At 35.2% G+C, this 26023-nt stretch carries 27 protein-coding genes; 5 read left to right on the forward strand and 22 right to left on the reverse strand.

Features of this window, described 5'->3' with window-relative positions; genetic code table 11:
* The 5 genes from H0I41_RS06425 to murB all read right to left on the reverse strand — a co-directional run bounded on the left by H0I41_RS06425 (nucleotide 1) and on the right by murB (nucleotide 4743).
* Nucleotides 1–1074, reverse strand: coding sequence for an ABC transporter substrate-binding protein (locus H0I41_RS06425; RefSeq protein ID WP_014567644.1), 1074 nt, complete (start codon nucleotides 1072–1074; stop codon nucleotides 1–3).
* Nucleotides 1071–1868: an ABC transporter permease gene (locus H0I41_RS06430; RefSeq protein WP_135014385.1), complete on the reverse strand. Its 798-nt coding sequence runs from the start codon at nucleotides 1866–1868 to the stop codon at nucleotides 1071–1073. Before H0I41_RS06430 ends, H0I41_RS06425 begins: the two co-directional genes overlap by 4 nt.
* Entirely contained in the window at nucleotides 1865–2677 is an 813-nt protein-coding gene (locus tag H0I41_RS06435; protein WP_004897688.1) for an ABC transporter permease, read from the reverse strand. The genes H0I41_RS06430 and H0I41_RS06435 overlap by 4 nt, the downstream gene beginning before the upstream one ends.
* Before the next feature lie 3 nt (nucleotides 2678–2680).
* Nucleotides 2681–3772 (reverse strand): ABC transporter ATP-binding protein, encoded by a 1092-nt coding sequence (locus H0I41_RS06440; RefSeq protein WP_004897689.1) that lies wholly within the window; start codon nucleotides 3770–3772, stop codon nucleotides 2681–2683.
* Nucleotides 3773–3837: 65 nt separating this feature from the next.
* Complete coding sequence (murB, locus tag H0I41_RS06445) at nucleotides 3838–4743, reverse strand: UDP-N-acetylmuramate dehydrogenase (protein WP_135014384.1); 906 nt, start codon at nucleotides 4741–4743, stop codon at nucleotides 3838–3840.
* Between the two features lie 118 nt (nucleotides 4744–4861).
* Here murB and H0I41_RS06450 point away from each other — a divergent pair, with 118 nt between their 5' ends.
* Entirely contained in the window at nucleotides 4862–5395 is a 534-nt protein-coding gene (locus H0I41_RS06450) for a 3'-5' exonuclease (protein ID WP_135014383.1), read from the forward strand.
* A 16-nt stretch (nucleotides 5396–5411) separates the two neighbouring features.
* Here the strand turns inward: H0I41_RS06450 and tsaE are convergent, their stop codons facing one another.
* The 3 genes from tsaE to H0I41_RS06465 form a co-directional block, all read right to left on the reverse strand.
* Nucleotides 5412–5888, reverse strand: a complete 477-nt coding sequence (tsaE, locus tag H0I41_RS06455; protein ID WP_135014382.1) for a tRNA (adenosine(37)-N6)-threonylcarbamoyltransferase complex ATPase subunit type 1 TsaE — start codon at nucleotides 5886–5888, stop codon at nucleotides 5412–5414.
* A gap of 1 nt (nucleotide 5889) precedes the next feature.
* Nucleotides 5890–6867, reverse strand: a complete 978-nt coding sequence (gene pta / locus H0I41_RS06460; protein WP_135014381.1) for a phosphate acetyltransferase — start codon at nucleotides 6865–6867, stop codon at nucleotides 5890–5892.
* A 73-nt stretch (nucleotides 6868–6940) separates the two neighbouring features.
* Nucleotides 6941–7636 carry a uracil-DNA glycosylase gene (locus H0I41_RS06465; RefSeq protein WP_004897693.1) on the reverse strand — a complete coding sequence of 232 codons (696 nt, stop codon included), beginning with the start codon at nucleotides 7634–7636 and terminating at the stop codon, nucleotides 6941–6943.
* Nucleotides 7637–7712: 76 nt separating this feature from the next.
* On the opposite strand from H0I41_RS06465, the gene H0I41_RS06470 reads away from it, so the two are divergent.
* Both H0I41_RS06470 and H0I41_RS06475 read left to right on the forward strand, forming a co-directional pair.
* A complete protein-coding gene (locus tag H0I41_RS06470; RefSeq protein ID WP_182094514.1) occupies nucleotides 7713–8573 on the forward strand; it encodes a Cof-type HAD-IIB family hydrolase in 861 nt (286 codons plus the stop codon).
* 29 nt (nucleotides 8574–8602) lie between these two features.
* Nucleotides 8603–9118 carry an LURP-one-related family protein gene (locus H0I41_RS06475; protein WP_135014379.1) on the forward strand — a complete coding sequence of 172 codons (516 nt, stop codon included), beginning with the start codon at nucleotides 8603–8605 and terminating at the stop codon, nucleotides 9116–9118.
* Here H0I41_RS06475 and H0I41_RS06480 read toward each other — a convergent pair.
* The 11 genes from H0I41_RS06480 to H0I41_RS06530 all read right to left on the reverse strand — a co-directional run bounded on the left by H0I41_RS06480 (nucleotide 9115) and on the right by H0I41_RS06530 (nucleotide 20447).
* Nucleotides 9115–9684, reverse strand: a complete 570-nt coding sequence (locus H0I41_RS06480; protein WP_135014378.1) for a TetR/AcrR family transcriptional regulator C-terminal domain-containing protein — start codon at nucleotides 9682–9684, stop codon at nucleotides 9115–9117. The genes H0I41_RS06475 and H0I41_RS06480 overlap by 4 nt on opposite strands.
* 175 nt (nucleotides 9685–9859) lie before the next feature.
* Nucleotides 9860–10909: an IS30-like element ISLjo1 family transposase gene (locus tag H0I41_RS06485; protein ID WP_011161461.1), complete on the reverse strand. Its 1050-nt coding sequence runs from the start codon at nucleotides 10907–10909 to the stop codon at nucleotides 9860–9862.
* Between the two features lie 163 nt (nucleotides 10910–11072).
* The gene (locus H0I41_RS06490) at nucleotides 11073–11642 is read right to left on the reverse strand and encodes a GNAT family N-acetyltransferase (RefSeq protein WP_053107020.1); all 570 of its coding nucleotides are present in this window, start codon (nucleotides 11640–11642) and stop codon (nucleotides 11073–11075) included.
* Between the two features lie 12 nt (nucleotides 11643–11654).
* A complete protein-coding gene (gene smpB / locus H0I41_RS06495; RefSeq protein WP_004897698.1) occupies nucleotides 11655–12110 on the reverse strand; it encodes an SsrA-binding protein SmpB in 456 nt (151 codons plus the stop codon).
* A gap of 14 nt (nucleotides 12111–12124) precedes the next feature.
* Complete coding sequence (gene rnr / locus H0I41_RS06500; protein ID WP_014567650.1) at nucleotides 12125–14467, reverse strand: ribonuclease R; 2343 nt, start codon at nucleotides 14465–14467, stop codon at nucleotides 12125–12127.
* 83 nt (nucleotides 14468–14550) lie between these two features.
* On the reverse strand, nucleotides 14551–14784 hold the full coding sequence (secG, locus tag H0I41_RS06505) for a preprotein translocase subunit SecG (RefSeq protein ID WP_135014509.1): 234 nt from the start codon (nucleotides 14782–14784) through the stop codon (nucleotides 14551–14553).
* A 123-nt stretch (nucleotides 14785–14907) separates the two neighbouring features.
* On the reverse strand, nucleotides 14908–16206 hold the full coding sequence (eno, locus tag H0I41_RS06510) for a phosphopyruvate hydratase (RefSeq protein ID WP_004897701.1): 1299 nt from the start codon (nucleotides 16204–16206) through the stop codon (nucleotides 14908–14910).
* A gap of 46 nt (nucleotides 16207–16252) precedes the next feature.
* Complete coding sequence (gene tpiA, locus H0I41_RS06515) at nucleotides 16253–17008, reverse strand: triose-phosphate isomerase (protein WP_004893957.1); 756 nt, start codon at nucleotides 17006–17008, stop codon at nucleotides 16253–16255.
* Nucleotides 17009–17026: 18 nt separating this feature from the next.
* Complete coding sequence (locus H0I41_RS06520; RefSeq protein WP_011161784.1) at nucleotides 17027–18238, reverse strand: phosphoglycerate kinase; 1212 nt, start codon at nucleotides 18236–18238, stop codon at nucleotides 17027–17029.
* A gap of 106 nt (nucleotides 18239–18344) precedes the next feature.
* Complete coding sequence (gap, locus tag H0I41_RS06525; protein ID WP_003647012.1) at nucleotides 18345–19361, reverse strand: type I glyceraldehyde-3-phosphate dehydrogenase; 1017 nt, start codon at nucleotides 19359–19361, stop codon at nucleotides 18345–18347.
* 54 nt (nucleotides 19362–19415) lie between these two features.
* The gene (locus H0I41_RS06530; RefSeq protein ID WP_004897703.1) at nucleotides 19416–20447 is read right to left on the reverse strand and encodes a sugar-binding transcriptional regulator; all 1032 of its coding nucleotides are present in this window, start codon (nucleotides 20445–20447) and stop codon (nucleotides 19416–19418) included.
* Nucleotides 20448–20883: 436 nt separating this feature from the next.
* Between H0I41_RS06530 and H0I41_RS06535 the strand changes: the two genes are divergently transcribed.
* Both H0I41_RS06535 and clpP read left to right on the forward strand, forming a co-directional pair.
* Nucleotides 20884–22332 (forward strand): APC family permease, encoded by a 1449-nt coding sequence (locus tag H0I41_RS06535; protein ID WP_135014491.1) that lies wholly within the window; start codon nucleotides 20884–20886, stop codon nucleotides 22330–22332.
* Between the two features lie 141 nt (nucleotides 22333–22473).
* Nucleotides 22474–23061, forward strand: coding sequence for an ATP-dependent Clp endopeptidase proteolytic subunit ClpP (gene clpP / locus H0I41_RS06540; protein WP_003647009.1), 588 nt, complete (start codon nucleotides 22474–22476; stop codon nucleotides 23059–23061).
* A 52-nt stretch (nucleotides 23062–23113) separates the two neighbouring features.
* Here clpP and whiA read toward each other — a convergent pair whose 3' ends face one another.
* The 3 genes from whiA to rapZ are packed head-to-tail and all read right to left on the reverse strand — an operon-like array spanning nucleotide 23114 to nucleotide 25982.
* Complete coding sequence (whiA, locus tag H0I41_RS06545) at nucleotides 23114–24055, reverse strand: DNA-binding protein WhiA (protein ID WP_004893933.1); 942 nt, start codon at nucleotides 24053–24055, stop codon at nucleotides 23114–23116.
* A gap of 3 nt (nucleotides 24056–24058) precedes the next feature.
* Entirely contained in the window at nucleotides 24059–25096 is a 1038-nt protein-coding gene (locus H0I41_RS06550; RefSeq protein WP_004897706.1) for a gluconeogenesis factor YvcK family protein, read from the reverse strand.
* A gap of 10 nt (nucleotides 25097–25106) precedes the next feature.
* On the reverse strand, nucleotides 25107–25982 hold the full coding sequence (rapZ, locus tag H0I41_RS06555; protein ID WP_004897707.1) for an RNase adapter RapZ: 876 nt from the start codon (nucleotides 25980–25982) through the stop codon (nucleotides 25107–25109).
* Between the last annotated feature and the right edge of the window lie 41 nt (nucleotides 25983–26023).

Raw genomic sequence — 26023 nt, forward strand, 5'->3', positions numbered from 1 at the left:
TTATCGACCATACATTTTAAATTCGAGAAATAGATCATTATATTCTTGAATTTTCTTTGGACCTAAGTCTTGATAAACTTGTAAATTTTTCATTGCTTGTTTACTTGGATAAAATTGTTTATCGTTTTTTATTTCCTTTGGTAATAATTCTTGAGCTTTTACATTAGGGGTTGCATACCCGATATACTCTGCATTCTGAGCAGCATTTTTAGGATCAAGCATAAAATTAATAAAAGCATAAGCACCTTTTTTATTCTTTACGGTCCTAGGAATGACAAAATTATCAAACCATAAGTTTGAGCCTTCAGGTGGCACTACATAATGTAAGTGTTTATTATCGTTTAGCATTGTACGAGCCTCGCCAGACCACGTTACTCCAACAGCAGCTTCATTTTGAATCATATACATTTTTAATTCATCTGAAATAATTGCTTTTACATTGGGGCCGAGACCGTCCAACTTTGTTTTTGCTAATTTTAGATCTAAGGAATTAGTAGTATTCAAAGACTTTCCCATAGACGCTAAAGAGAGTCCCATAATATCTCTAGCAGAATCAACTAATAAAATATTATGCCGATAATCCTTGGACCAGAGATCATTCCAATGCTTTATTTGCCCAGGTTTTACAAATTTATCATTATATACAATCCCTAACGTTCCCCAAAAATACGGAACAGAGTAGGTATTTTTGGGATCAAAAGAGTGATGTAAAAACTCACTCCCAATATTTTTGTAATTTGGAATTTTCTTAGTGTCAATTTTATCAAGTAAGTTAGCTTTACGCATTTTTGAAATCATGTAGTCTGAAGGGACGCAAATATCGTATGCAGTACCACCTTGTTTTATCTTCGTGTACATTGCTTCATTAGAATCAAATGTTTCATAAATTACATGATATCCAGTTTGTTTTTCAAATTTCTTGATTAGCTTGGGGTCAATATAATCACCCCAATTATAGATAATCAAATTTTTATTATTAGTGCTAACACCATTATTATTTAATTGTTTAGCCCCAGCTTCTAAGCCAAAACAAACCAATAGAATAGTCACAATTCCAATTAACAGCTTCTTCATTGTGCACGCCCCTTACCAATATGGGTTTTATGATTAGTAATTACATAATAAATAAGTACTAAAATCATTACAAAAATAAACATCACAGTACTCAAGGCATTGATTTCTAGGTTAATTCCTTGGCGCGCACGTGAATAAATTTCTACTGACAATGTTGAAAAACCATTTCCTGTCACAAAAAAAGTAACTGCAAAATCATCTAAGGAATAAGTCAAAGCCATAAAAAAGCCAGCTAAAATTCCTGGTGTAATAGCCGGAATCATTACCTTGCTATAAACTTGCCAAGTGGATGCACCTAAATCTCGAGCAGCATCTACTAAAGAATAATCAAATTCTTTTAAGCGGGGCAAAACCATTAATACAACAATTGGAATTGAAAAAGCAATGTGGCTTAATAAAACAGATCCAAAACCTAAGCCAATCCCTAAAAAAGTAAAGAAGATTAAAAAACTCGCCCCGATAATTACATCTGGTGATACCATCAAAACATTATTTAAGGCTAGCAAAGTTTTTCGTCCTTTTTTATTTTTAGTCTGACTAATTGCAATTGCTCCAAAAGTACCAATTATAGTGGCAATTAAACTAGATAAGAGTGCTAGTAAAATTGTTTCTAGAAAAATGGCTAATAGCCTATTATCATTAAAAAGATCCTGATAATGACTTAAAGTAAACTTTTCAAAATGATCCATATTATGACCACTTGAGAAAGAATAAAATATTAAATAAAAAATGGGTAAATATATCAAAACCAGAACAAAAGCAAAATAGATTCGGGACCATTTTATTTTTTTCATAGTTTGATCTCCTTTTTATGATGATGATCTGATGAGGTAAAGAGCATAACAATCACCATTAACACTATTAATACCACACCAATTGTCGAACCCATTGACCAATTCATAGTCGTCATAAAGTATTCTTCAATCGCAGTACCAAGGGTAATTACTCGATTTCCTCCAATTAACCTAGTTAGCATAAATAAAGAAAGTGAAGGTATGAATACTGCTTGAATTCCTGACTCAACTCCAGATTTTGAAAGTGGCCATAAAACCTTAATAAATGTTTGCCATTTACTTGCGCCTAAATCATAAGCTGCTTGAATTACAGCAGGATTAATATCACAAATTGCATTATAAATTGGCAAAATCATAAATGGAATTTCGATATAAGCTGCAACAAAAATAAAGGCAAAATCAGTAAACAAAATATTTGCAGGTGCTATTCCAAAAAGGCGTAGAAAATTATTCAATAGTCCATGCTTACTAAAAATGCCAATAAATGCGTAAGCTTTCAAAAGCAAGTTAATCCAAGTAGGCAAAATAATCAATAACAGCCAAAATTGTTGGTTTTTCATTTGGCTTAAAATATAGGCAATTGGATAAGAAATTAGCAGCGTAATTAAGGTAATTAAGAATGCATACCAAAATGAATTTAGAGTCATTCTTAAAAAAGTACCATTAACAAAAAATTGCTGAAAATTCTTTAAGGTAAAGCCATCATCCCCTTTAAATGCATTAATTGTAATCAAAATAATCGGAGCGATAACAAATAAGCTAAGCCATAGAATATAAGGAATGAGAAAAAACAATTTACTTTTTTTCATATCTTACTCCTCTCCTTCATATGCCTCTAAACGCTTATCAAATTCAGCTTCACTTTCGCCAAAACGCATAACATGAATATCTTCAGGATCAAAATATACTCCTACTTCCTTACCAATTTTAGTTGGATTAGTGGAGTGAATTAACCATTCATTTTCGTCACTATCAATGGCCTTAATTTCAAAATGATCCCCTAAAAAGAGCTGACTTTCAACCACAACTCTTAGTTTTCCATGTTCAATATCAGTGATATCTAAATCTTCCGGTCTTAAAACGACCTCTACCTTTTCACCAGGTTTAATACCTGCATCAGCACATTCAAAACGATGATTTCCAAATTCCACTTCATAATCCTTAATCATCCGTCCACTTAAGATATTAGAATCGCCAATAAAGCGAGCAACAAAGTCATTAACTGGTTCATCATAAATATCAACCGGACTACCACTTTGTTGAATTTTCCCTTCATTTAAAACAAAAATTTCATCACTCATTGCTAGAGCCTCCTCTTGATCATGAGTAACAAAAATAAAAGTAATCCCCAGCTTTTTTTGAATTTCACGTAATTCAAATTGCATATCTTTTCTTAAACGTTTGTCTAAGGCAGATAAAGATTCATCTAAAAGTAGCACCTTTGGTTGATTAACAATTGCTCTGGCAATTGCAACTCGTTGCTGCTGTCCACCACTTAATTCAGAAATTTCTCGGTTTGCAAAGCCATCCAATTGAACCATGTGTAAAGCTTCTTTAACAGCTAATTTTATTTCTTGCTTATCCTTTTTCTTGATCTGTAAACCGAATGCCACATTTTCAAAAACATTCATATGAGGAAACAAAGCATAATTTTGAAAAACAGTATTAATTTTTCTTTTAGCAGCATCTAAATTAGTAATATCTTGTCCATCAAAAAAAACTTGTCCACTCGTTGGTTCGCTAAATCCAGCAATTATTCTTAAAATAGTAGTTTTCCCAGAACCTGATGGTCCTAATAAAGAATAAAATTTTCCCGATTCAATCGTTAAATTAATGTCCTTTAGTGCTACAAAACCATCATCATATTCCTTACGAACATGCTTTAATTTAATAATATCGCTCAATTTTTTCTCACCATCTATTTCATAAAAAAAGCTACAAGCCGTTACTTGTAGCGTTGTACTAGTATCTAATCTTTTTCTTTTCCAATAATTCTTACTTCAGTTTGTAAATCAATACCAAAGTCTTTTTTTATTGTTTTTTGAATTAAATGAATTAAATCTAAATAATCAGTAGCTGTAGCACCGCCAACATTAACGATAAAGCCAGCATGCTTCATTGAATCTTCTGCTCCACCGATTCTTTTACCTTGCAGACCTGCTTTAATAATCATTGGTCCTACGAAATGTCCTGCTGGACGTTTAAAAACACTTCCACAAGAAGGATATTCTAGTGGTTGTTTTGCTCTGCGTAAACCATTAAAATATTCCATCTTTGCTTTGATAGCCCACTTATCTCCTGGCTCAAGACCAAAAGTAGCACTCACAACAATATCTCCAGTTTCTTGAACCACGGAGTGGCGATAGCCGAATTCCATTTCATCATGTGTGTAAGTCTTAAATTCACCAGCACGAGTTAAGACACGAACAGACTTAATAACAAATTCTGTTTCACCGCCATAGGCGCCCGCATTCATAAAGACTGCTCCTCCTACACTACCAGGAATACCAGCCGCAAATTCTAGACCGCTTAGACCAGCTTCACATGCTGCTTCAGATGTATCAATAATTCTTGCCCCAGCATCCGCTGTAACAGTTGCCTCATCTTTATTTGCAACAATTGTGTCCATTTTTGTCAAAATCAAAACTAAACCAGAAATACCACCATCTCTAATGATCAAGTTAGAAGCATTTCCAATAACAGTTAAGGGAATCTTATTCTCTTTAACTGTATCTACCAATAGTTCTAGCTCATTTAAATTTTTAGGAAAAGCAAGATACTGCGCAGGTCCTCCCGTCTTAGTAAACGTAAAACGGCTCAATGGAATATTTTCTTGAATATCGATCCCCTGTTTTTTTAAATCCATTAGTTGCATTTTTATCTCTCTTTTCCTTAAATAATCATCTCTTTAATCATACCGCATTAAATGGATAGTTTTCTACCTTAAGTGTTATACTAAAAAGAAAAATAATGTTTTATTTCAGAGGATAAAAATGAACTTTACTGCAATGGATTTTGAAACGGCAAATAGTCATCCTGAAAGTGCCTGTTCTCTTGCTTTAGTTATGGTTAGAAATAATGAAATTGTCGATCGTTTTTATACAGTTATCAATCCGCAAATGCCTTTTGATGGACGAAATATAAGAATTCATGGCATTACAGCTGAAGATGTAAAAAATGCACCAACAATGGCTGAAGTTTGGCCAAAAATTAGAAAATTATATCAACCAGGAATGTTAGTAGCTGCCCATAACGCTCGCTTTGATTGCCGCGTAATGGAGAAATCACTGGCTCGCTATAATATTCCAGCCCCCCATTACTTTGCAATTGATACTTTAGCAACTAGTAAGGCGTTCGAACCCGATCTTCCTAACCACAAGCTAGATACAGTGTCAGACGCTTTAAATATTAACCTATGGCATCACCACAACGCTTTAAGTGATAGTGAAGCTTGTGCAGGTATTTTAATTGAGGAAAATAAACGTGTTGGAGATGATCCAATCAAAAAAATGGTTAAGCCTATCTAAGCTTAACCATTTTTTATTATTCAAAATATTTTTTTATTTCTGACAACCAAAGCTTGTTTCTTTCTCCGACAGCTTTAAATTCAACTATTCGCTTGGTAGAATCCCATGAATCATCTACACGCTTAATCGATAATTCAAGATAATCGTTAGGTAAGTCTTCAATAATAAATTGTGGCCATTCGATTACGACCAACCCATCTTCAGCTAGATATCCAGGCATATCAATACTTGATAAGTCTCCATCTTCTAGCCGGTACATATCCATGTGGAAAAATGGTCTCTTACCTTCCCGATATTCTCTAACAATTGTAAAAGTGGGACTTTTAACAGGTCGTTTAATTCCCAAAGCTCTTGCAATTCCTTTAGTTAATGTAGTTTTTCCGGCACCCAAATCACCAGATAAGAGCAATAAATCATGACCCTTACTACTTTTACCAATTGCCTTACCTAACTTTTGCATCTGTTCATCAGAATTTATTTCTAATGAGTTCATTTTATTTCTCCATATTAGCTTGAGCAGCAGTTAAAATAGCTAATAAATATACATCTTCCGTCTTGCATCCACGTGACAAATCGTTAATTGGAGCAGCAAGACCTTGCAATACAGGACCAATTGCGCTAAATCCACCTAAACGTTCTGCCACTTTATAAGAAATATTACCAGATTGTAGTTCTGGGAAAATAAACACATTTGCGTGTCCAGCAACTGCAGAACCTGGGGCTTTTGCTTCTCCAACACGAGGAACAATTGCAGCGTCAAATTGTAATTCTCCATCACAAATTAATTCTGGATATTTTTGGTGTACTAACTCAGTCGCTTCTTGCACCTTAGTTACCATTGGGCCCTTTGCTGATCCCTTAGTTGAAAAGCTAAGCATTGCAATTTTAGGCTCAAGACCAATCATTTCAGCTGTTTTACTTGATTGATAAGCAATTTCAGCTAGAGTTTCACTATCTGGATCAATATTAATAGCACAATCAGCAAAAATATACTTTTCATCTCCGCGTTCCATGATCATAGCTCCTGAGACACGGCTCATACCTTTTTTAGTCTTAATAATTTGAAGAGCTGGACGCACAGTATTAGCAGTAGAGTGAGTAGCTCCTGAAACCATCCCATCGGCTTTTCCTTCATATACTAACATTGTGCCAAAGTAAGAAACATCTTGTAGAATTTTCTTTGCTTCTGCTAAAGTATTCTTTCCTTTTCTTAACTCAACAAAGTCTTGACACATTTTTTCAAAATCAGGGTAAACTGCCGGATTAATAATTTCAATTGAGCCTAGATCAACATTCAAGCTTTGAGCAGTCTTTATTACCTCATCAGGCTTTCCCAGTAAAAGTGGTTTAACAATACCTTCTTTTTCGAGGCGAACAGCAGCTTTTATTATTCTGTCATCGTTTCCTTCCGGAAAAACAATTACTTTCTTTGATTCTTCTGCTTTTTTCTTAAGTGAGTCAAATACTTTCATAACAAATTAAGCCTTTCTTTTTTTATTTATAGATAATATTTTACAATTTCAAAGCTTTTTCTCAAAACAAAAACTATGCCATATCTGCTGGGTTTACTTCTTGTGGTAATTGCCAATCAATTGGACTTTCACCAAATTTAATCAAAGCATCATTACATCTAGAAAACGGACGTGAGCCGAAAAAGCCACGATCTGCTGAAAAAGGACTAGGGTGGGGAGATTTGATAATTACATTCTTTCCCTCATCAATTAAAGGAATTTTATTTTGTGCAAATTTTCCCCACAAAATGAAGACAACTTTTCCTCGGTCACTTAGCGCCTTAATGGCTGTGTCCGTAATTAGTTCCCATCCTTTACCTCGGTGCCCATTAGCATTTCCATATGGTACAGTCAAAACTGCATTTAACAGTAATACTCCTTGATCTGCCCATTTTTTAAGGTAGCCATGATTTACTGGAACTGCACCCACATCATCATATAGTTCTTTATAAATATTTTTTAAAGATGGAGGCAATGGCACTCCTGGATTAACACTAAAGCTCATCCCAGTAGCTTGACCTGGATTATGATATGGATCTTGTCCTAAAATTACAACTTTCGTATCTGCAAAACTTGTTAATTTAAAAGCAGTAAAAATATGATACATATCGGGAAATATCTGTTTCGTTTGATATTCTTCCTTTAAAAAATCACGTAATTCTTGATACTTTTCACTTTCAAAAGCTGGTGCTAAAACTTCATCCCAATCATTTCCAATTAATTTTTTCATACTTATTCTATCCTCTTGTCTCTCTAAGAAATCCAAGTTCATGATATCATATAGATAAAAGATTGGAGGACTTAAAATGATTAAACTTATTGCAAGTGACATGGACGGCACGTTGTTAAATAAACAAATGCAAATTTCATCTGAAAATATTGCTGCTATAAAAGAAGCACAAGCAAAAGGCGTTGAATTTTTAGTTGCAACAGGTCGGGCGCCTTCCGAATCTCAGGGCATACTTGCTAAAGCCGGACTTCATACCGGATTCATTAATTTGAATGGTGCAATGGTCTTTAATACTGCTGGCAAACTAATTGTAAATGAACCAATTCCTAAAGACCAAAGTATTAAGATCAATAAATTACTCAAATATTCTGGTTTTTACTTTGAAATAGTTGCTGCAGATAATGTTTATTCAGATTCTCGTTTGCGCAGAATTGCTAACTTTTCTGATCTATTAGTTGATCTCAACAAAAAATTAACTTTTAAAAAGGCAGTTTCTTTTGCTGCTGGCTCAGATGAAATCATGAGAATTAAATATGTTTCTGACTTTAAAGATTTGCTTGAAAAACCAGACTTTGAAGCCATGAAATTTGTTGCTTTTCATCCTGATGGCCCTAAAGTATTTAAACATATTCGTGAAGAAATCGGAAAAATGGGTAATTTAATTGTCACTGCGAGTTCTTCTACTAATATCGAAATTAACAATATTAAAGCTCAAAAAGGGATTGCTTTAATGGATTATGCTCGCTTGCAAGGCTACCAACCAAATGAAGTAATGGCCATTGGCGACAATCTTAATGATGAATCAATGATTCGCATGGCTGGCGTAGGTGTAGCAATGGAAAATGCTGCGCCTGAAATCAAGAAAATTGCTAACTTTATTACTAAAAGTAACAATGATAATGGAGTTGCATACGCAATTCGTCATTTTTGTAAATAAACATAATTTTTCTAAAGGCAGATGAAATTATGCGTTATACTGTCCAACTTACACATGGTCAAACTTGTGGTCAAATTCCAGTAAAAAATGATCAGGGTGAAATAGTTTATATCTTAAAAGGTAATCTTAATGAATTTAACCAACCAATCATTTTAACTGATATTAACCATAATGAAATTGGTCGACTTTATTTAGACTCTAACCATCTTTTAGCAAGTTATAGTGTTGATGTAGTCAATCATTCTCTAGTCAAAGTAAAAAAATTTAATAGTCGTTTTACTAATTTATTCTATATTACTCGGTTAAATTATTGGATCAAAGGAAGTTTAAAACAAGGAAGATACGGATTTTACTCAGGTATTAAAAAAGTGGCTAGCGTTTCTTCACTAGTCACTGACATGGGGCTTACCTGGAGCTGTGATATCTCACGTCCTGAAGACGTCCCCTTTATTATTTTAATTAGTTTGCTTTTTACACAGTGGCATACTAAACCACTATTTTTGCCAACTTTTAATTTTCAAAATCAAATTAATGCACTTTCTTAATCACAGTTTAAATAATAATGTGAGAAATTAAACACTTGATATTGATGAGAACAAACGTGCTTTTGAAAATCAATTAATTCAATAATGATTGCTAAATCTTCCAATAAATAACTATAACTTTTATTGCAGCTATGACTAATCCAAAAACAAATTCGATCATAGAGGATATTAGTCAATTGTTTAAGGATGAGCTCTGAAAAACTTCCTCGCTTGTAAACATATGAGTGAATATATTGAAAAAAATGTTTCCTCATCTTTTCACACATACAGTTTTCTTCACTGAAATTATATGCATTATAGAAATATTGTTTATGTTTTTGAATATAGCTACATAAACTATTAAGAATTTGTCTTAAACTATTCTTTTCATTTTTACGTAATTCTTTTTTCAGCTCTAGTAAAATACAAGCTTCAATACAGTTATTTATTTTTCCATATCGTAAATAGAAAGTTCTTCTACTAATTCCTGCTTCAAGACAAAGTTTAGAAATATTTATTTTCTTTAGGTCTGGTTGAGATAACATATCATGTAAAGCTATTTGAACTCGTTGTAATTCATCCAGCATTTCATTCTAATTTCCTTTCTAATTAAACTATGATCACTCTCCAATCTTACATAGTTTTATTACTTTAACAGGTTTTTAAAGGGTATGCAACATTAATAATGTAATTAGTGTTATTTTTAAATATTTCTTTAAATTTAATAACCGCAAATTGCAATAATAAATTGAACACTTTTAGTTAAGCTGCTTGATAGATTAGATCTAATTCTCTTTCAAAGATTTCATCTGGTGTATGATAGGCCAGTATCTTTCTTGGCAAAGAATTGCACCAGGTTTCAATATTAATGATGTCTTGTAAAGAATAGTTAGCTATTGCTTCTCCCTTAGGAATGAATCTGCGAATAAGACCATTGTGTCTTTCAACTGTTCCCTTATCACAAGAAGTGTAAGGATGGGCATAGTAAACCAGTGTATTGGATACTTTTTCTAGGTTGGAAAGATCTGCAAACTCTGAGCCATTATCAGTGGTAATGGTTTTAAAAATATCATTCCAATGTTCGCTGTATTGCCTTTGGAGTTCTTTAAAGGCCTGCATGACACTGACAGAAGTCTTGTCAGGAATACGAAGAATTAAAAACTCACGACTCATACGCTCAGATAAGGTTAGCAGTACCTCATCATCTTTGCTCTTATGTCCGAGAACTAAATCGCATTCCCAATGACCGAATTCATTACGTTTATTGATCTCTTTAGGACGTTCTTCAATGCTTCTGCCAAGTTTTTTCTTATTTTTGCGAATACGATGAAGCTTAGTATTGCGTTTAAGCTTCTCTGGCAAGTCGTAATTATAAATTCCTAATAAGCCTTGATCAACGTAATTATAAAGAGTTTTGGTGCAGACAACATCGCTGCTAGCGAATTCGCCAACAGCAGTAGCACGATTACTGCACACATCAAGCGACCAGCCATCTTTAAAAAAATGCTTGTGGACATAGCGCATGAATTGAGCTTTCCTGAGAAAGTCTGATTTGCGCCCACAATTTTTACGATGAGCTTTATATGCATCATGCCCTTGAGTAGCCTTATATTTTTTGACTTTACCATGATACAGTTTTACAGTGCCACGCTTAACCTCATAGCTGATAGTAGAAGGAGAACAGTTAAGTTCACGGGCAATTGCACGCAAAGAATAGCCATCTTTCAAACGCAATTGAATAATAACTCGCTCTTCAAATGATAAATGCTTGCCTTTAACGTGCTGGTTCATGGTAGAATGTAAAGAGTCCATTTTGACCTCCAATAGAAAGTTTTTGTGGTTATTAACATTCTATCAAACAGGTCCGAATGGACTTTTTATTTTTTATCAAGTGTTCAATTTAATTTTACAATCAGCGTAAATTTAATAACAAAAAGAGAATCAATCTTTCTTTAGTGATTGATTCTCTTTTATTTTAATTAACTTTTTTAATCATATGGTCATACATACGATCCCCGATCGTCATGGTAGAAGTCGTTTTAAAGCCCATATAATCGTACAAGCGAGCAGCTCTAGGATTATCTTGATCAACATTCAAGCTTATCTTTTTATATCCATTTTGGCGTGCTATCTCAGGGGCGATTTTAATTAATTTCTGTCCAATTCCTTTCCCCCAATGTTTTGGAGAAACAGCAATAGCATCCAGATACCATTCATGCGGGAGTGCTTCTTTATCTGAAAAAATAACTGCATCAAGAGGTAATCCAACTTTCGGATATGCACTTTTTAATGAGATATCAATCAAACCTTGATCATCATAACCATACATTACTATTAAACCAATTGGTCGATCTAAATCATCGGTTTCTACCCACATACGATTATGTGAGTAACGATAATGAGGAGAATAAAAGCCATGTTTCATTAAATCATAAAACTGACTCTCTGGAAGAGCTTTAATAGTATCCATATCCATCTCGTCAAAGATTTGTTTTAAAATTGGATAAACTAAAGGAAAATCAGTTAATTTTGCCTTTCTAATCATTTAATTCACCTACTAAATCCCATACTTACGATGAATTTCACGGTCTTGATCACGCTTTTTAATAGTTTGGCGTTTATCATATTGCTTCTTACCTTGTCCTACTCCAATTAAAACCTTAGCAAATCCATGTTTTAAATATACTTTTAAAGGAATAATTGCCATCCCTTGTTGAGCTTGAATTCCAGCTAAACGAGCGATTTCTTTCTTATGAAGCAATAAGCGCCGTGAGCGTAAAGGATCATGATTATAGCGATTACCTTCTTTATATTCACTAATATGAACATTTTCTAAAAAAGCAGATCCATTAATAATTTGAACATATCCGTCCCGTAAATTAATTCTACGTGCACGAATTGATTTAATCTCCGTTCCAGTTAATGCAATTCCGGCTTCAAGAGTTTCCTTAATAAAATAATCATGACTTGCTTTTTTATTTTGAGCAATCAAATTATCTGCTTTTTGTTTCATCGTTTTCTTCCTAATTATTTTTTATTGGACTTGACAGCTGTTGTTTTGCGATGACGAATCTTAAAATTATGGCCATTATTTACGTGAGAAGTATTGTTATTTCTCTTGTTTCCACCATTTTTACGTCCTTTATCAAAGCTACGTTTTCCACGATTATTACTTCTTTGAGGACGCTTTGGGGCATTCGGATCATAAATTTCAAAGTCTAATTGATGTTGTTCCACATCAGCTCTAATCAACTTAACTTTTATTGGCATCCCAATCTTAAACTGCTTATGTGAATTACGTCCAGTTAAGGTTAATGATTTTTCATCAAAATTATAGTAGTCATCGTTTAAATTAGAAATATGAATTAAACCTTCAACAGTATTTGGCAATTGAATAAACATTCCGAAACTTGTTACTGAGGAAACAATTGCATCAAATGTTTGACCAACTTTATCAGCCATAAACTCAGTCATCTTGAGATCGTTCACACTTCGTTCAGTATCAATTGATTTTCTTTCTTGTGTTGAAGTTTGTTCAGCAACATCTGGAAGTTGAGCCTTAAAGTGCTTTTGAATATCTTGATCCATATTTTCATTTGCATATTCATGAATCATACGGTGGACCATTAAATCAGAATAGCGACGAATTGGGGAAGTAAAGTGAGTATAGTACTTAGCTGCTAACCCAAAGTGACCCAGTGGTTCAGGAGAATAATGTGCTTGCTTTAAGCTACGAAGCATCATCATTTGAACAACAGCTTCTTCAGGTGTACCCTCGGTTTTAGCTACAATCTTTTGCAAATCCTTTGGCTTTACATCATTTGGATCAGCCTTTACGTTTAGTCCAAATGCACTTACAAACTCAAAGAATGATTGCATTTTTTCTTGATCTGGAGTTTCATGTACACGATAAAGGAAAGGTGTATGTTTCTTATAGTAGTCTTCGGCAACAGTTTCATTTGCCATCAACATAAAGGATTCAATCATCTTTTCAGCAGTTCCACGTTCATGAAGAACAATATCTGTTGGCTTACCCTTATCATCAACTACAATTTTTGCTTCTGGTTCTTCAAAATCAATAGCCCCACGTTGGTGACGTTTTTTATACAAAATATTATGTAAATCGGCCATTTCATGAAGCATTGGGGCTGCATCTGCATACTTTTGCTCTAACTTTTCATGATTATTTGGATCAAGAACTTTATTAACATTATTGTAAGTTAAACGTCCATGTGACTTCATAACTGATGGATAAATTCTATATCCAACACGTTTACCTTCTGGGGTAATTTCCATATCACATGATAGAACTAAACGTTCTACACCTTCATTAAGAGAACAAATACCATTTGATAATCTAAATGGAAGCATTGGGATAACACGATCAACTAAATATGTACTGTTACCACGAGCAAAAGCTTCTTTATCTAGCGGTGTGCCTTCTTTTACATAATGAGATACATCAGCTATATGTACTCCTAAGTGATAGTTACCATTAGGGAGTTTCCAAACTACGACTGCATCATCAAAGTCTTTAGAATCGTCACCGTCAATTGTTACAGCTGGTTGATCGGTAATATCAACCCGTTTACTTTTTTCTTCTTCAGTTACATGATCAGGAATGTTATTTGCTTGATCCATTGCTTCTTCAGGCCAATCAGTCCGAATATCATTATCAACAACAATTGACATGATATCAACACCAGGATCATTCTTATTACCGATTGTGAGAAGTGCTACACCCTGCATTTCATCTGGTTGATCTTCATCAGGATATTTAGTAATAGAAATTTTAACCATATCACCCATTTGTGGCTTAACACCATTATCAGTGATATTAATTTTATATTTCTTTAATTTTCTATTTTCACTAACAACATAACCGTAAAATCCACTTGATTTCACTACTTCATCAGAGTATGGATGAAATTCTCCAACTAAAGTTTCTACACCACGTTCAGTAATTTCTTCAATTTTACCTTCTGGACCTTTGCCATTCCATGGATTAGCACCAGCAATAATTTTTACCTTAACGCGGTCCCCATCAATAGCAAATTTAGTATTATGTTTATCAATAAAGGCATCTTCCATGCTTTCATCATCAAATCTGACAAAACCAAATCCTTTATCATTTGCCTTAAAGGTACCTTCAGCAACAGTGTTTAATTGATTCAACTGGTACTTTCCCTGACCATCAGTTACAATCTTTTTACTATGCTCTAAAAAAGTTAAAGCTTTAACCAAATCAGGAAAATTCAATCTTTGGCTACGACTAAGATCATTTTCAAGTTGATCCACATCATATTGTTCTTGAGGATTATGTCTAAATGTTTCATAAACATCAGCTAAAACTCGTTCATTCTGTGTCATTATATAAATTGCCTCAATTTCTTTATAAAATAAGTTAAGTTAAAAGAAATTAAAAAAGCCCTCCTGTGACCAGAAGGCTTTTTTTACTTGGATGAAAGTACTGCCAAGATCAAAGCAAGAGCAAAAAAGAGAACCAATAATACAGCGGTAATCCTTTCCATTAATGCTTCAAATCCACGCTTCTTTGTCTGGCCGCCAAATACTGCACCGCCGGACAATGCGTTTAAGGCATCTTGTTGCTTTTGCGGCTGCATCAACGTAGCAATAATAATTAAAAAGCTAACAATGATGAGTAGCGTCATGACGATATTATACAAAGCGCTGCCTCCATTACCTAAATTTCTTACTGTACTGATTTTACCATATTTAGCCAATGAATGCTAAAAGAAAAAGGGAGTCACCTAAAGCAACGTCCCTTTTTCTTTTATTTCAACTATTAATTAAAATTGTTTGTGTAAGTTGTAGAAACTGTGAATTCCTTTGTATTGAGCAGTTGAACCCAAAGCTTCTTCAATTCTCATTAATTGGTTGTACTTAGCAATTCGATCAGTTCTTGACATTGAACCAGTCTTAATTTGACCAGCATTAGTTGCAACAACTAAATCAGCAATTGTAGTATCTTCAGTTTCACCAGAACGGTGAGAAACAACAGCAGTGTAGCCTGCTTCCTTAGCCATTTCAATAGCTTCAAAAGTTTCAGTCAAAGTACCGATTTGGTTAAGCTTAATTAAGATTGAGTTAGCAACACCCATCTTAATACCCTTTTCAAGGTAGTTAGTGTTAGTTACGAATAAATCGTCACCAACGATTTGTACCTTATCACCTAAACGTTCAGTGAAGACTTTCCAACCTTCCCAATCGTTTTCGTCCAAAGGATCTTCAATGGAAATAACTGGGTATTTGTCAACGATGTCTTCCATAAGTGAAGTCCATTCTTCAGCAGTGTATTCACGGCCGTCAGCAACAGTCACATACTTCTTAGTATCCTTGTTGTAGAATTCAGAAGCTGCACAGTCAAATGCAATAGAAATATCTTGACCAGGCTTGTAGCCAGCACGTTGAATAGCTTCAACTAAAATTTCAAATGGTTCTTCGTTGTTCTTCAAGTTTGGTGCAAAACCACCTTCGTCACCTACAGCAGTTGATTCACCACGTTCTTGAAGCAAGCTCTTCAAAGTATGGAAAGTTTCTGCACCCATACGAACAGCTTCATGAAGAGACTTAGCACCAACTGGCATAATCATGAATTCTTGGATATCAACGTTGTTATCGGCGTGCTTACCACCGTTAATAACATTCATCATTGGAGTTGGTAAAACATGAGCGTTTGGTCCACCTAAGTATTCGTATAAAGGTAAACCTAATTCATCAGCTGCAGCACGTGCACTTGCTAATGAAACAGCCAACATAGCGTTAGCACCTAAACGACCCTTGTTTGGAGTACCGTCAAGGTCAATCATAGTTTGGTCAATTAAACGTTGATCAGTTACATCTAAGCCAATAACAGCTTTTGCAATTTCACCATTAACGTTTTCAACAGCAGTTAAAACACCTTGACCAAGAAAACGAGACTTGTCACCATCACGTAATTCTACTGCTTCATGTTCACCAGTAGAAGCACCAGATGGTACGATAGCACGACCAAAGCCACCTAATTCAGTGTAAACTTCAGCTTCAACAGTTGGATTACCACGAGAGTCAAGAACTTCACGTGCGTGAATATCAGTAATAACAGACATGGAGATTCTCCTTTTTTCTTCTAATTCCGTTTAAATAAATTGTTAATTAATCTTGGTAGTTTACCAATGCTAAGAATGATTCTGGATCAAGAGAAGCACCACCAACTAAACCACCATCAATGTCAGGCTTAGACATTAATTCTTTTACGTTAGCTGGTTTTACTGAACCACCGTATTGGATACGAACGTTTTCAGCAGTTTCTTCATTGTACAAGTCTTTTACAGTTTCACGAATAGTCTTGCACATTTCTTCAGCTTGATCAGCAGAAGCAGTCTTACCAGTACCGATAGCCCAAATTGGTTCGTAAGCAATAACAAGTTTAGAAACTTGTTCTGCAGTTAAGCCATCTAAAGCAGCTTTAATTTGAGCTACTACCCATTCATCTTGCTTGTTAGCTTCACGAGTTTCAAGAGATTCACCACAGCAAATGATTGGAGTTACGCCATTAGCAAATAAAGCCTTAGCTTTCTTGTTAATGTCTTCATCAGTTTCGTGGAAGTAACCACGACGTTCTGAGTGACCAATAATACAGTAGTCAATACCCATTTCATTCAAAACTTTAGGTGAAGTTTCACCAGTAAAGGCACCTTCAACTTCAAAGTATGCATTTTCTGCACCAGTATGTAAGTTTGAGCCTTCAGCAGTCTTCTTTAAAACATAAAGATCAACTGCAGGTGCAGCAATAACTGATTCAACTTTACTTGGATCTGGCAACTTACCCTTAACTGCATTAACAAATTCAATGGTTTGTTCAGGGTTCATGTGTAATTTCCAGTTACCAGCAATAATTGGTGTACGCATTAAAAATTCCTCCTAATTTTACTTGTCAGAAACACAAGCGATTCCTGGTAATTCTTTACCTTCAAGGTAGTTAAGTGAAGCACCACCACCAGTAGAAATGTGGCTGATCTTAGGAGCGATTCCTAATTGCTTAGCAGCAGCAGTTGAGTCACCACCACCAATAATAGTTACGGCATCCTTTAAGTCAGCTAATGCACGACCAACTTCCAAAGTACCTTCTGCGTAATTTGGCATTTCGAATGCACCCATAGGTCCGTTCCATACAACAGTCTTAGCATCCTTTAAGATGTCTCTGAATTTTTCAACAGTCTTAGGACCGATGTCAAGACCCATTTCGTTGTCAGGAATATCATCACCAACAATTTCGTGAGGAGCATCATTTGAGAATTCAGTAGCAGCAACGTTATCAACTGGAAGAACGATCTTGTCGCCAGCCTTTTCAAGCAAGCTCTTAGCAAGTTCTACCTTGTCAGCTTCAAATAATGATTTACCAATCTTGTGACCTTGTGCAGCTAAGAAAGTATAAGCCATACCACCACCGATTAAAATGTGATCTGACTTAGGAATTAAGTTTTCAATAACACCAATCTTATCTGATACTTTTGCACCACCAAGAATAGTTACAAATGGGTGAACTGGGTTTTCAACAGCATCACCTAAGAACTTAATTTCCTTTTCAAGTAAGTAACCAGCTGCTGCAGGCTTACCAGCCTTCTTCATAGCAGTTGCAATACCAACGTTTGAAGCGTGACTTCTGTGAGCAGTACCAAATGCATCGTTTACAAATACATCACCAAGACTTGCCCAGTATTCGCCAAGCTTTGGATCGTTCTTAGATTCACGCTTACCAAAGTCGTTGTCAATATCTTGGAATCTAGTGTTTTCAAGAACAACAACGTCGCCATCCTTCATGTTGTCGATAGCTTCTTCTACTTCTTTACCCTCGTTTTCTGGTACAAAAGTTACAGGCTTTTCTAATAATTCACTTAAACGTTCTGCTACTGGACGTAATGACAATTCTTTCTTGTCAGCATCTGACTTAACACGACCCAAGTGGCTAAGCAAAATTGCTTTACCACCGTGATCAATGATGTATTTAATAGTTGGTAATGCAGCAACAATACGGTTGTCGTCACCAATAACACCATTCTTAATTGGAACATTGAAGTCAACACGAACTAAAACTTTTTTACCTTTAAGATCAAGGTCTGAAACGATTAATTTAGCCATTTAAACTAATTTACCTCCGATAGATTATTTGAAAAAAGGCGGAGGAAGTAATTCCCTCCGCCTTCTCTCGTCTGCTTACTTAAAATCAGTAATTAATAATTAATGATTAAAGAGTAGCAAATTTCAATAAAGTACGAACCATTTGGCAAGTGAATGAGTATTCGTTGTCGTACCAAGCAACAGTCTTAACTAATTGCTTGTCACCTGCAGTAGTTACCATAGTTTGAGTTGGGTCAAAGATTGAACCAGCAGTCATACCTAAAACGTCGCTAGAAACGATGTTGTGGTCGTTGTATGCAAATGAAGGACTTTCGTACTTCTTAACTGCTTCGTTAACTTCGTCAGCAGTTACATCCTTGCTTAAGATTGAAACTAATTCAGTTACAGAACCATCTGGAACTGGAACACGTTGTGCGTGACCGTTCAACTTACCGTTCAATTCTGGAACAACAAGACCAATAGCCTTAGCAGCACCAGTTGAGTGAGGAATAATGTTGATAGCTGCAGCACGTGCAGAACGTAAGTTACCACCACGTACAGGACCATCTAAAAGCATTTGAGTTGAAGTGTAAGCGTGGATAGTAGTCATAGTACCAACTTCAATGCCGAATTCTTTTTGTAAAGCATTAACCATTGGTGCTAATGAGTTAGTAGTACATGAACCAGCTGAAACAATCTTGTCATCAGCAGTCAAAGTATCATCGTTTACGCCGTAAACAATGGTCTTCAAGTCTGAACCTGCAGGTGCAGAAATTAATACACGCTTTGCACCAGCCTTAAGGTGAGCTTCTGACTTAGCTTTGCTAGTGTAGAAACCAGTACATTCAAGAACAAAGTCAACGCCATCGTTCTTAACCCAAGGAATGTTTTGTGCTTGTGGTTCAGCGTAAACACGGTACTTCTTACCGTCAACTACGATTGAGTCATCAGTTGCTGAAACTTCGTGGTTGAAAGTACCATGAGTTGAGTCGTACTTAAGTAAGTGAGCTAAAAGTGCTGGAGTAGTCAAGTCGTTGATTGCAACAACTTCAATATCTGAAGACTTTTCGCCTAGATCCATAATACGACGGAATGCTAAACGACCAATACGGCCGAAACCGTTAATACCAATTTTAACTGTCATATCCTATATTCCTCCTTAGGAAATATGTAAGTAACAATTTATTTTAAACGGGAATTACTTCCCCTTTAAAACCAAGTTTGAGGCTCCTTCATCCGTGATTAACCACGTTTGTTTAGGAGCATGATGCATGTAAGCTACAATTGCAGAAGCTTTACTAGCCCCAGCAGCAATTGCAAATACATGAGGTATTTTATCTAAGTCTTCTAATTGAAGACCGATCCGTGGGATACGTTTTACAAGTCTACCTTGTTGGTCAAAGAAATACCCAAAACATTCGGCCACAGCTCCATCATTTCGAAGCTTGGAACTAGTCATTACATCTAAGCCACGTCTTTTTGACATGACATCTGCTCTACCAATTCCATGTATCACCATATCACTATTATAAATGTTTGAAATCGCATTCGCAATATCTGTATCTTGAAGCAATAAAGTCAAAGCCTCAGATGAAACATTTTCAGGTAAATATAGCCCTTTATGCTTTCCACCTGTCTCAGAAGCCATCATCTGAGCAACAGTATTACTCTGGATTTCAACGCTTTCTCCAACTGCTCCTCTTCCGGGAACAAATAACAAATCCCGATAGCGGCTTAATTTAGGAGAAAGATGATGGGCTACTCCCGCCACAGTAGTACCACCTAAAACGGTAATAATACTTTTTCCTAATGGTAAAAGTAAATCAAGCGCAGAGTTAAGTTGTTCACCCATTAAGTCAACAACGCGCTCTTGTCGATCCATGTCACCAGGAACAATAATAGCTCGATCGATCCCTAATTTTTGTGCCAATTCAATTTCAGTTTGACTAGCGTTAAACAAACGATCGATTAAAGGAGCAGCTTCCTTTAAAGTTCTCTTTCCTTTATCAGTTAATTCCATACCGTAGCTCTGGATATTAATGAGTCCTAACTGCCGCAAATAATCAGTTTCAGTTCGCACATTGCGCTCGCTTAATCCTAATTTTTTAGCAACAACTCTTCGCCCAACTGGAGCTAACAGCGAAATCTGTTCAAGAACAAGAAAACGTTGCCGAATTATTTTTAAAACATCAGGAACTAAGCTTTGCAACAAGGTTAAATCCGAGTCCATTGCTCGCTCCCTCTATTGGGTCAAAAGCGATACCGCCATATGACGGTAAGCGACCCAAAAAGCTTAAAAATATTAGAGAGACGCGAATTAACTATATTTCAATTCACATTTCTCTCTCGACAGTTTTTAGTATAGCAATATCTTTTTTTAAATTCAAGATATATCATTCAGAATAATTAATTTGTACTTTCTACATTTTCTGATATACTTATTTTAGTTTGTCGTGCCCTTAGTGTAATGGATCGCACGTAAGATTCCGGTTCTTAAAATCTGAGTTCGACTCTCAGGGGGCGCATAAAAGGAACTAGCGTATGCTGGCTCCTTTTTTTGTATCATTTAATTACTCGGTTTATTTAGAAATAGCCTATCATTTGTAAGCATTTTCGTTATAATTAAAATCGGTATTAATTATGTACATAGACAGAAAGGTTATTTTATGATCGAAGAAGAAAAAAAGTCTGATGCCAAAAAAATGCTTTGGCCTACACTGGCAATGATGGCATTTTCAACTGTTTGGGGCTTTGGCAATGTTGTAAATGGTTATGTTTACTTCGATGGTACTAAGATCGTTTTCAGCTGGGTTCTAATGTTTTTACTCTATTTTGTTCCCTATGCATTAATGGTTGGAGAATTAGGCGCTACCTTTAAAAATGCAAATGGTGGTGTCTCATCTTGGGTTAATGCGACCATGGGTGCAAAATGGGCATATTATGCCGGATGGACCTATTGGGCTTGTCACGTCGTTTATATTTCCAGTAAAGGTACCGGCGGCTTAAGAGCGATGGCTTGGGGAATTTTTGGAAATACCAAATGGTATGATGGTCTCCCAACGGCCTGGACTCAACTTGCTACTTTAGTTGTTTTCCTATTTTTCTGCTGGGTCACTAGTAAAGGAATTCCTGTTCTTAAAAGTTTAGCCACTATTGCTGGATCATCAATGTTTATCATGTCTATTTTGTTTATAATTATGATGTTTGCTGCTCCAGCAATTAACCCTCACGCAGGATATTATTCAATTAACTTTAATTGGAAAAGTTTAATGCCAACATTCAATCTTAAGTATTTAACTTCTCTTTCAATTCTAGTTTTTGCCGTTGGTGGATGTGAAAAAATATCTCCCTATGTAAATAAAGTTAAAGACCCTTCAAAAAACTTCCCGAAAGCAATGATGGCTCTTGCTATTATGGTTATGATTTCTGCTATTTTAGGAACATTTGCCATGGCTTTGATGTTTGATCCTAAGATTGTTAACAATAATTTAAATGAATATATTTCAAACGGTGCTTATATGGCATTCCAGCGTTTGGGTGAATATTACCATGTTGGTGGCTTGTTTATGTATATCTATTCATGGTGTAACGTTATTGGACAATTTTCTACCTTAGTTATTAGTATCGATGCTCCACTTAGAATGTTATTAGGTAGTAAAGAAGCTAAAAACTTCATCCCTAAGAAACTCCTTAAAGTTAATAAACATGGAGCATATATCAACGGCATTTGGATGGTCGTTATCCTTTCCGGTGGTTTAATTGCAGCTCAAGCTTTACTACCAGATGCACAAGCTGTTATGGCACAATTAGTTAAGTTAAATTCTACTACAATGCCAATGCGCTATTTATGGGTATTTGCAGCTTATATTGCTCTTAGAAAACATCAAACAAAATTTGATACTTCTTATCAAATGACAAAAAATCAAGGTCTTGCGTATACTGCCGGAATTTGGTGTTTCATTGTAACAGCTGCATGTTGTATTTTAGGAATTTACTCTCCTGATCCATTTACACTTTTCCTTAATATTATTACTCCAATTATCTTGATCGCTTTAGGATTGATTTTACCAGCAATCAAGAAAAAAGAAGATGGTAATAATCCACTAATGGATTAATTACAAATGGCCGATATAAAAAATATATCGGTCATTTTTTCTACATAAAATTAAGCTCGATCAGTTGACATGATTAAAAGTAAGTGATTTAATTAGCACTGTACTTATTAGAGTGCTAATTTTGTTTAGGAGGTAAAATTAATGCTCGTACCTACAGTTATTGAACAAACTGCACGTGGTGAACGTGCTTACGACATTTATTCAAGATTATTAAAAGATAGAATCATTATGCTTAGTGGTGAAATTAATGACCAAATGGCTAATTCCATCATTGCTCAACTTTTATTCTTAGATGCACAAGATAACACTAAAGATATTTCTCTTTACATTAATTCTCCAGGTGGTGTTATTACCTCTGGATTAGCAATTATGGATACAATGAACTTTATCAAATCAGACGTATCTACAATTGCCATTGGTATGGCTGCTTCTATGGCTTCCATCCTTTTAACTAGTGGAACTAAGGGTAAACGTTTTGCATTACCAAACTCAACAGTTCTTATTCACCAACCGTTAGGTGGTGCACAAGGTCAACAAACTGACATTCAAATTGCAGCTAATGAAATTTTAAAGAGTCGTAAAAAACTTAACCAAATTTTACATGAAACCACTGGTCAACCTCTTGATAAGATCCTTAAGGATACTGAACGCGACAATTACTTGTCTGCTGAAGAAGCTAAAGACTATGGTTTAATCGATGAAATTTTGGTAAACCAAAAGAAAGACTAGTTTATTTATTCAGACAAAAATAGAGCTCACGATGTGAGCTCTATTTTTTTATCTAATTTTCTTCTTTTAATTGCTTCGCTATTTCACGAATTTTTTGAAAACGATGGTTAACCCCTGACTTTGAGATTGGACCATCTGGTACTTGTGCTGCAACTTCCTTAAGAGAAAGTTCTGGATGCGTTAACCTAAAACGAGCTAGCACAGTCAATTTTTCAGGTAAGTTTTCTAAACCAAATTTTTCTTCAATCAATTGAATATCTTCAACTTGCTTAGCTGCTGCATTTGCAGTCTTTTTTAGATTTGCTGTATCGCAATTCACTAAACGATTCACCGAATTACGCATATCACGCATAATTCTTAAATCTTCAAAAGCTAGCATTGCGTTCACTGCACCAACTATATGGAGAAAATCACCAATTTTTTCTGCTTCTTTTAAATAGACGATATAGCCACTTCGTCTCCTAGTTTCTTTTGCATTTAAATAAAAGAAATTGTTCATTAACTTTAATAGATCTTGATTGTGATCTTCATAAAGAGAATAAATCTCTAAATGATAGCGACTAGTTTCTGGATTATTTACACTTCCAGATGCTAAAAAAGCTCCTCTTAAATAGGACATTGCTCTTTGTTCCGAAGACATAATCTTTTCAGGAATTCCCGTAATAAGACCATTATTACTATCAAAAATTTCTAAGTCGGTTAGAATTTCATGAACTTGTTTTTGAAGTCTAACTAAATACTGATAATTTTTCTTTAATTTCATCTTCTTAGAAACAATTAATAGAGGTTCAATTCCATAAGCAGTCTTAATAAGAGAAAATATTCTCCTTGCAATCGCTGGATTTTCAGTTGTAATATCCAAACTAAATTGATGATCGTGCAGGCTAAGTACTCCGTTCATTCGCAAAAAAGCTGCTAATTCTGCCTTAGCGTGTTCGGGATGAACTGGCAGACTTGTAAGTTCTTTTTTTACATCACTTGCGTATGAAACCATTAACTAGTCCTGTTCCTTCTGTCTTCGACAATATGCTTCAAAAGCTAAATTCAAAATTTCATCAGCTACTTTTTTTCCATCATGAAAAACCAATCCACTATGTTGATCGATAAAGTCAGCTGTAATTACTCGACAATCTTGAGCCCTCAATCCGGCAAAATCATTCCGTACTGGTTCAAGATAAGCATCATAATCGGCTGGGTTAAATTTAGTCATATCAATCTTAGCACCGTTAACCAAAGCGGTATTAATATAATGGCCTCCTAAGTGGTCATTAATAACTTGCACATGCTCAGCCGCTGTAAAATGATCTGTTTCACCTTGCTGGGTCATAATATTACAAATATAAATTACTTCAGCTTTAGTTTGTCTTACAGCATCCCCTAAATTAGAAATCATCAAATTAGGTAAAATCGATGTAAATAAACTACCCGGTCCTAAAACTACTGCGTCTGCTTGCATAATAGCTGCTAAAACTGGCAACACAGCTTTAGGTTCTTCATCTGAGTCAGTATCGGTAACCCAGACACGTTTAATCCTCTTGTCTTTTGATGTGATTTCTGTTTCTCCTGATTCAGTTGTTCCATCGACAAATTCCGCATTTAAAGTCAAAGGCTCATTCGAAGCAGGAAAGATTCTTCCATCAATTCGCATCATTCTAGATAGGGATTGAACAGCGTCAAAAATATTTCCCTGCATTTCATCTAAGGCAGCAATAATTAGATTTCCAATTGCATGACCTGCAAAAAATGAGTCAGATGAATTAAATCGATATTGAAAAATATCTTTTTCTTCTTGTGGTAAATCAGATAAAGAAACCAATACATTTCTTATATCCCCTGGTGGCACTACATTAATATAATCTCTAATTGCACCGGACGATCCGCCATCATCAGCCACAGTAACAATAGCTGTTATATCAGCGTTTTGCTCCTTTAGAGCATTTAAAATAACAGGTAAACCTGTCCCTCCGCCAATAACAACAATTTTAGGGCGACGTCCACGAATGACACGTACAATTTTATTTTCTCCGTACGCCATCTCTGCTCCTTTATTGTCCAATATAACGACTAATCTCTCGGTGAGAAATATCAACAGGATATTTTTTAGCTAAATCAACTGCTAATTGGCGTGCAATTGAAACGCTTCTGTGCTGACCACCTGTACACCCAATTGCAATAGTTAATTTTTCTTTTCCTTCAGCAATATATCCTGGAATAGCCGTCTCCAACATATCTAAAAACTTAGCATAAAACTCTTTAGTTTCTTTCTTGCTCATTACATAATCAAAAACTCGACGATCTAAACCAGTAAATGGCTTAAGTTGGGGAATGTAGAATGGATTTGGCAAAAATCTTACATCCATTACAATATCTGCATCAATTGGAATACCATATTTAAATCCAAAACTCATTACTTCAATTGAAAACGTCCGAGTTCGATTATCTCCAAACTTATCTACTAATTTTGTCTTTAATTCCTTGGTAGATAAATGGGAGGTATCAATAATTATGTTTGAAATATTCTTGGTTCTTGATAAAATATTTCTTTCTTCTTGAATTCCATCAAGCAAGCGACCCGTATGAGCTAAAGGAGGCAAGCGTCTTGTTTCTTTATACCGAGACACTAAGACGTCATCTGAAGCATCTAAAAACAAAACTGTTGACTGAACATTTTGACTATCCTCTAAAGACTTGATTTCATCAACCAAATCTTTATAAAAACTCTTTACTCTCAAGTCAACAACTACTGCTGCCTTACTAAAATCCGAAGAATTATTAATTAATTCCCAGAAACTTCCCAATAATTCCGGTGGTAAATTATCTACCACGAAATATCCCATATCTTCTAATGCTTTAATGGCCACAGTTTTACCTGCACCACTCATACCAGTAACAATCAATAATTGTTTCTTTTGTTCAGCCATAGTTATCCCTCCTTAATCGACATTATAACATACCGGGTGTT

This window comes from Lactobacillus johnsonii (assembly GCF_014058685.1).
In the GTDB taxonomy this organism is placed as follows: domain Bacteria; phylum Bacillota; class Bacilli; order Lactobacillales; family Lactobacillaceae; genus Lactobacillus.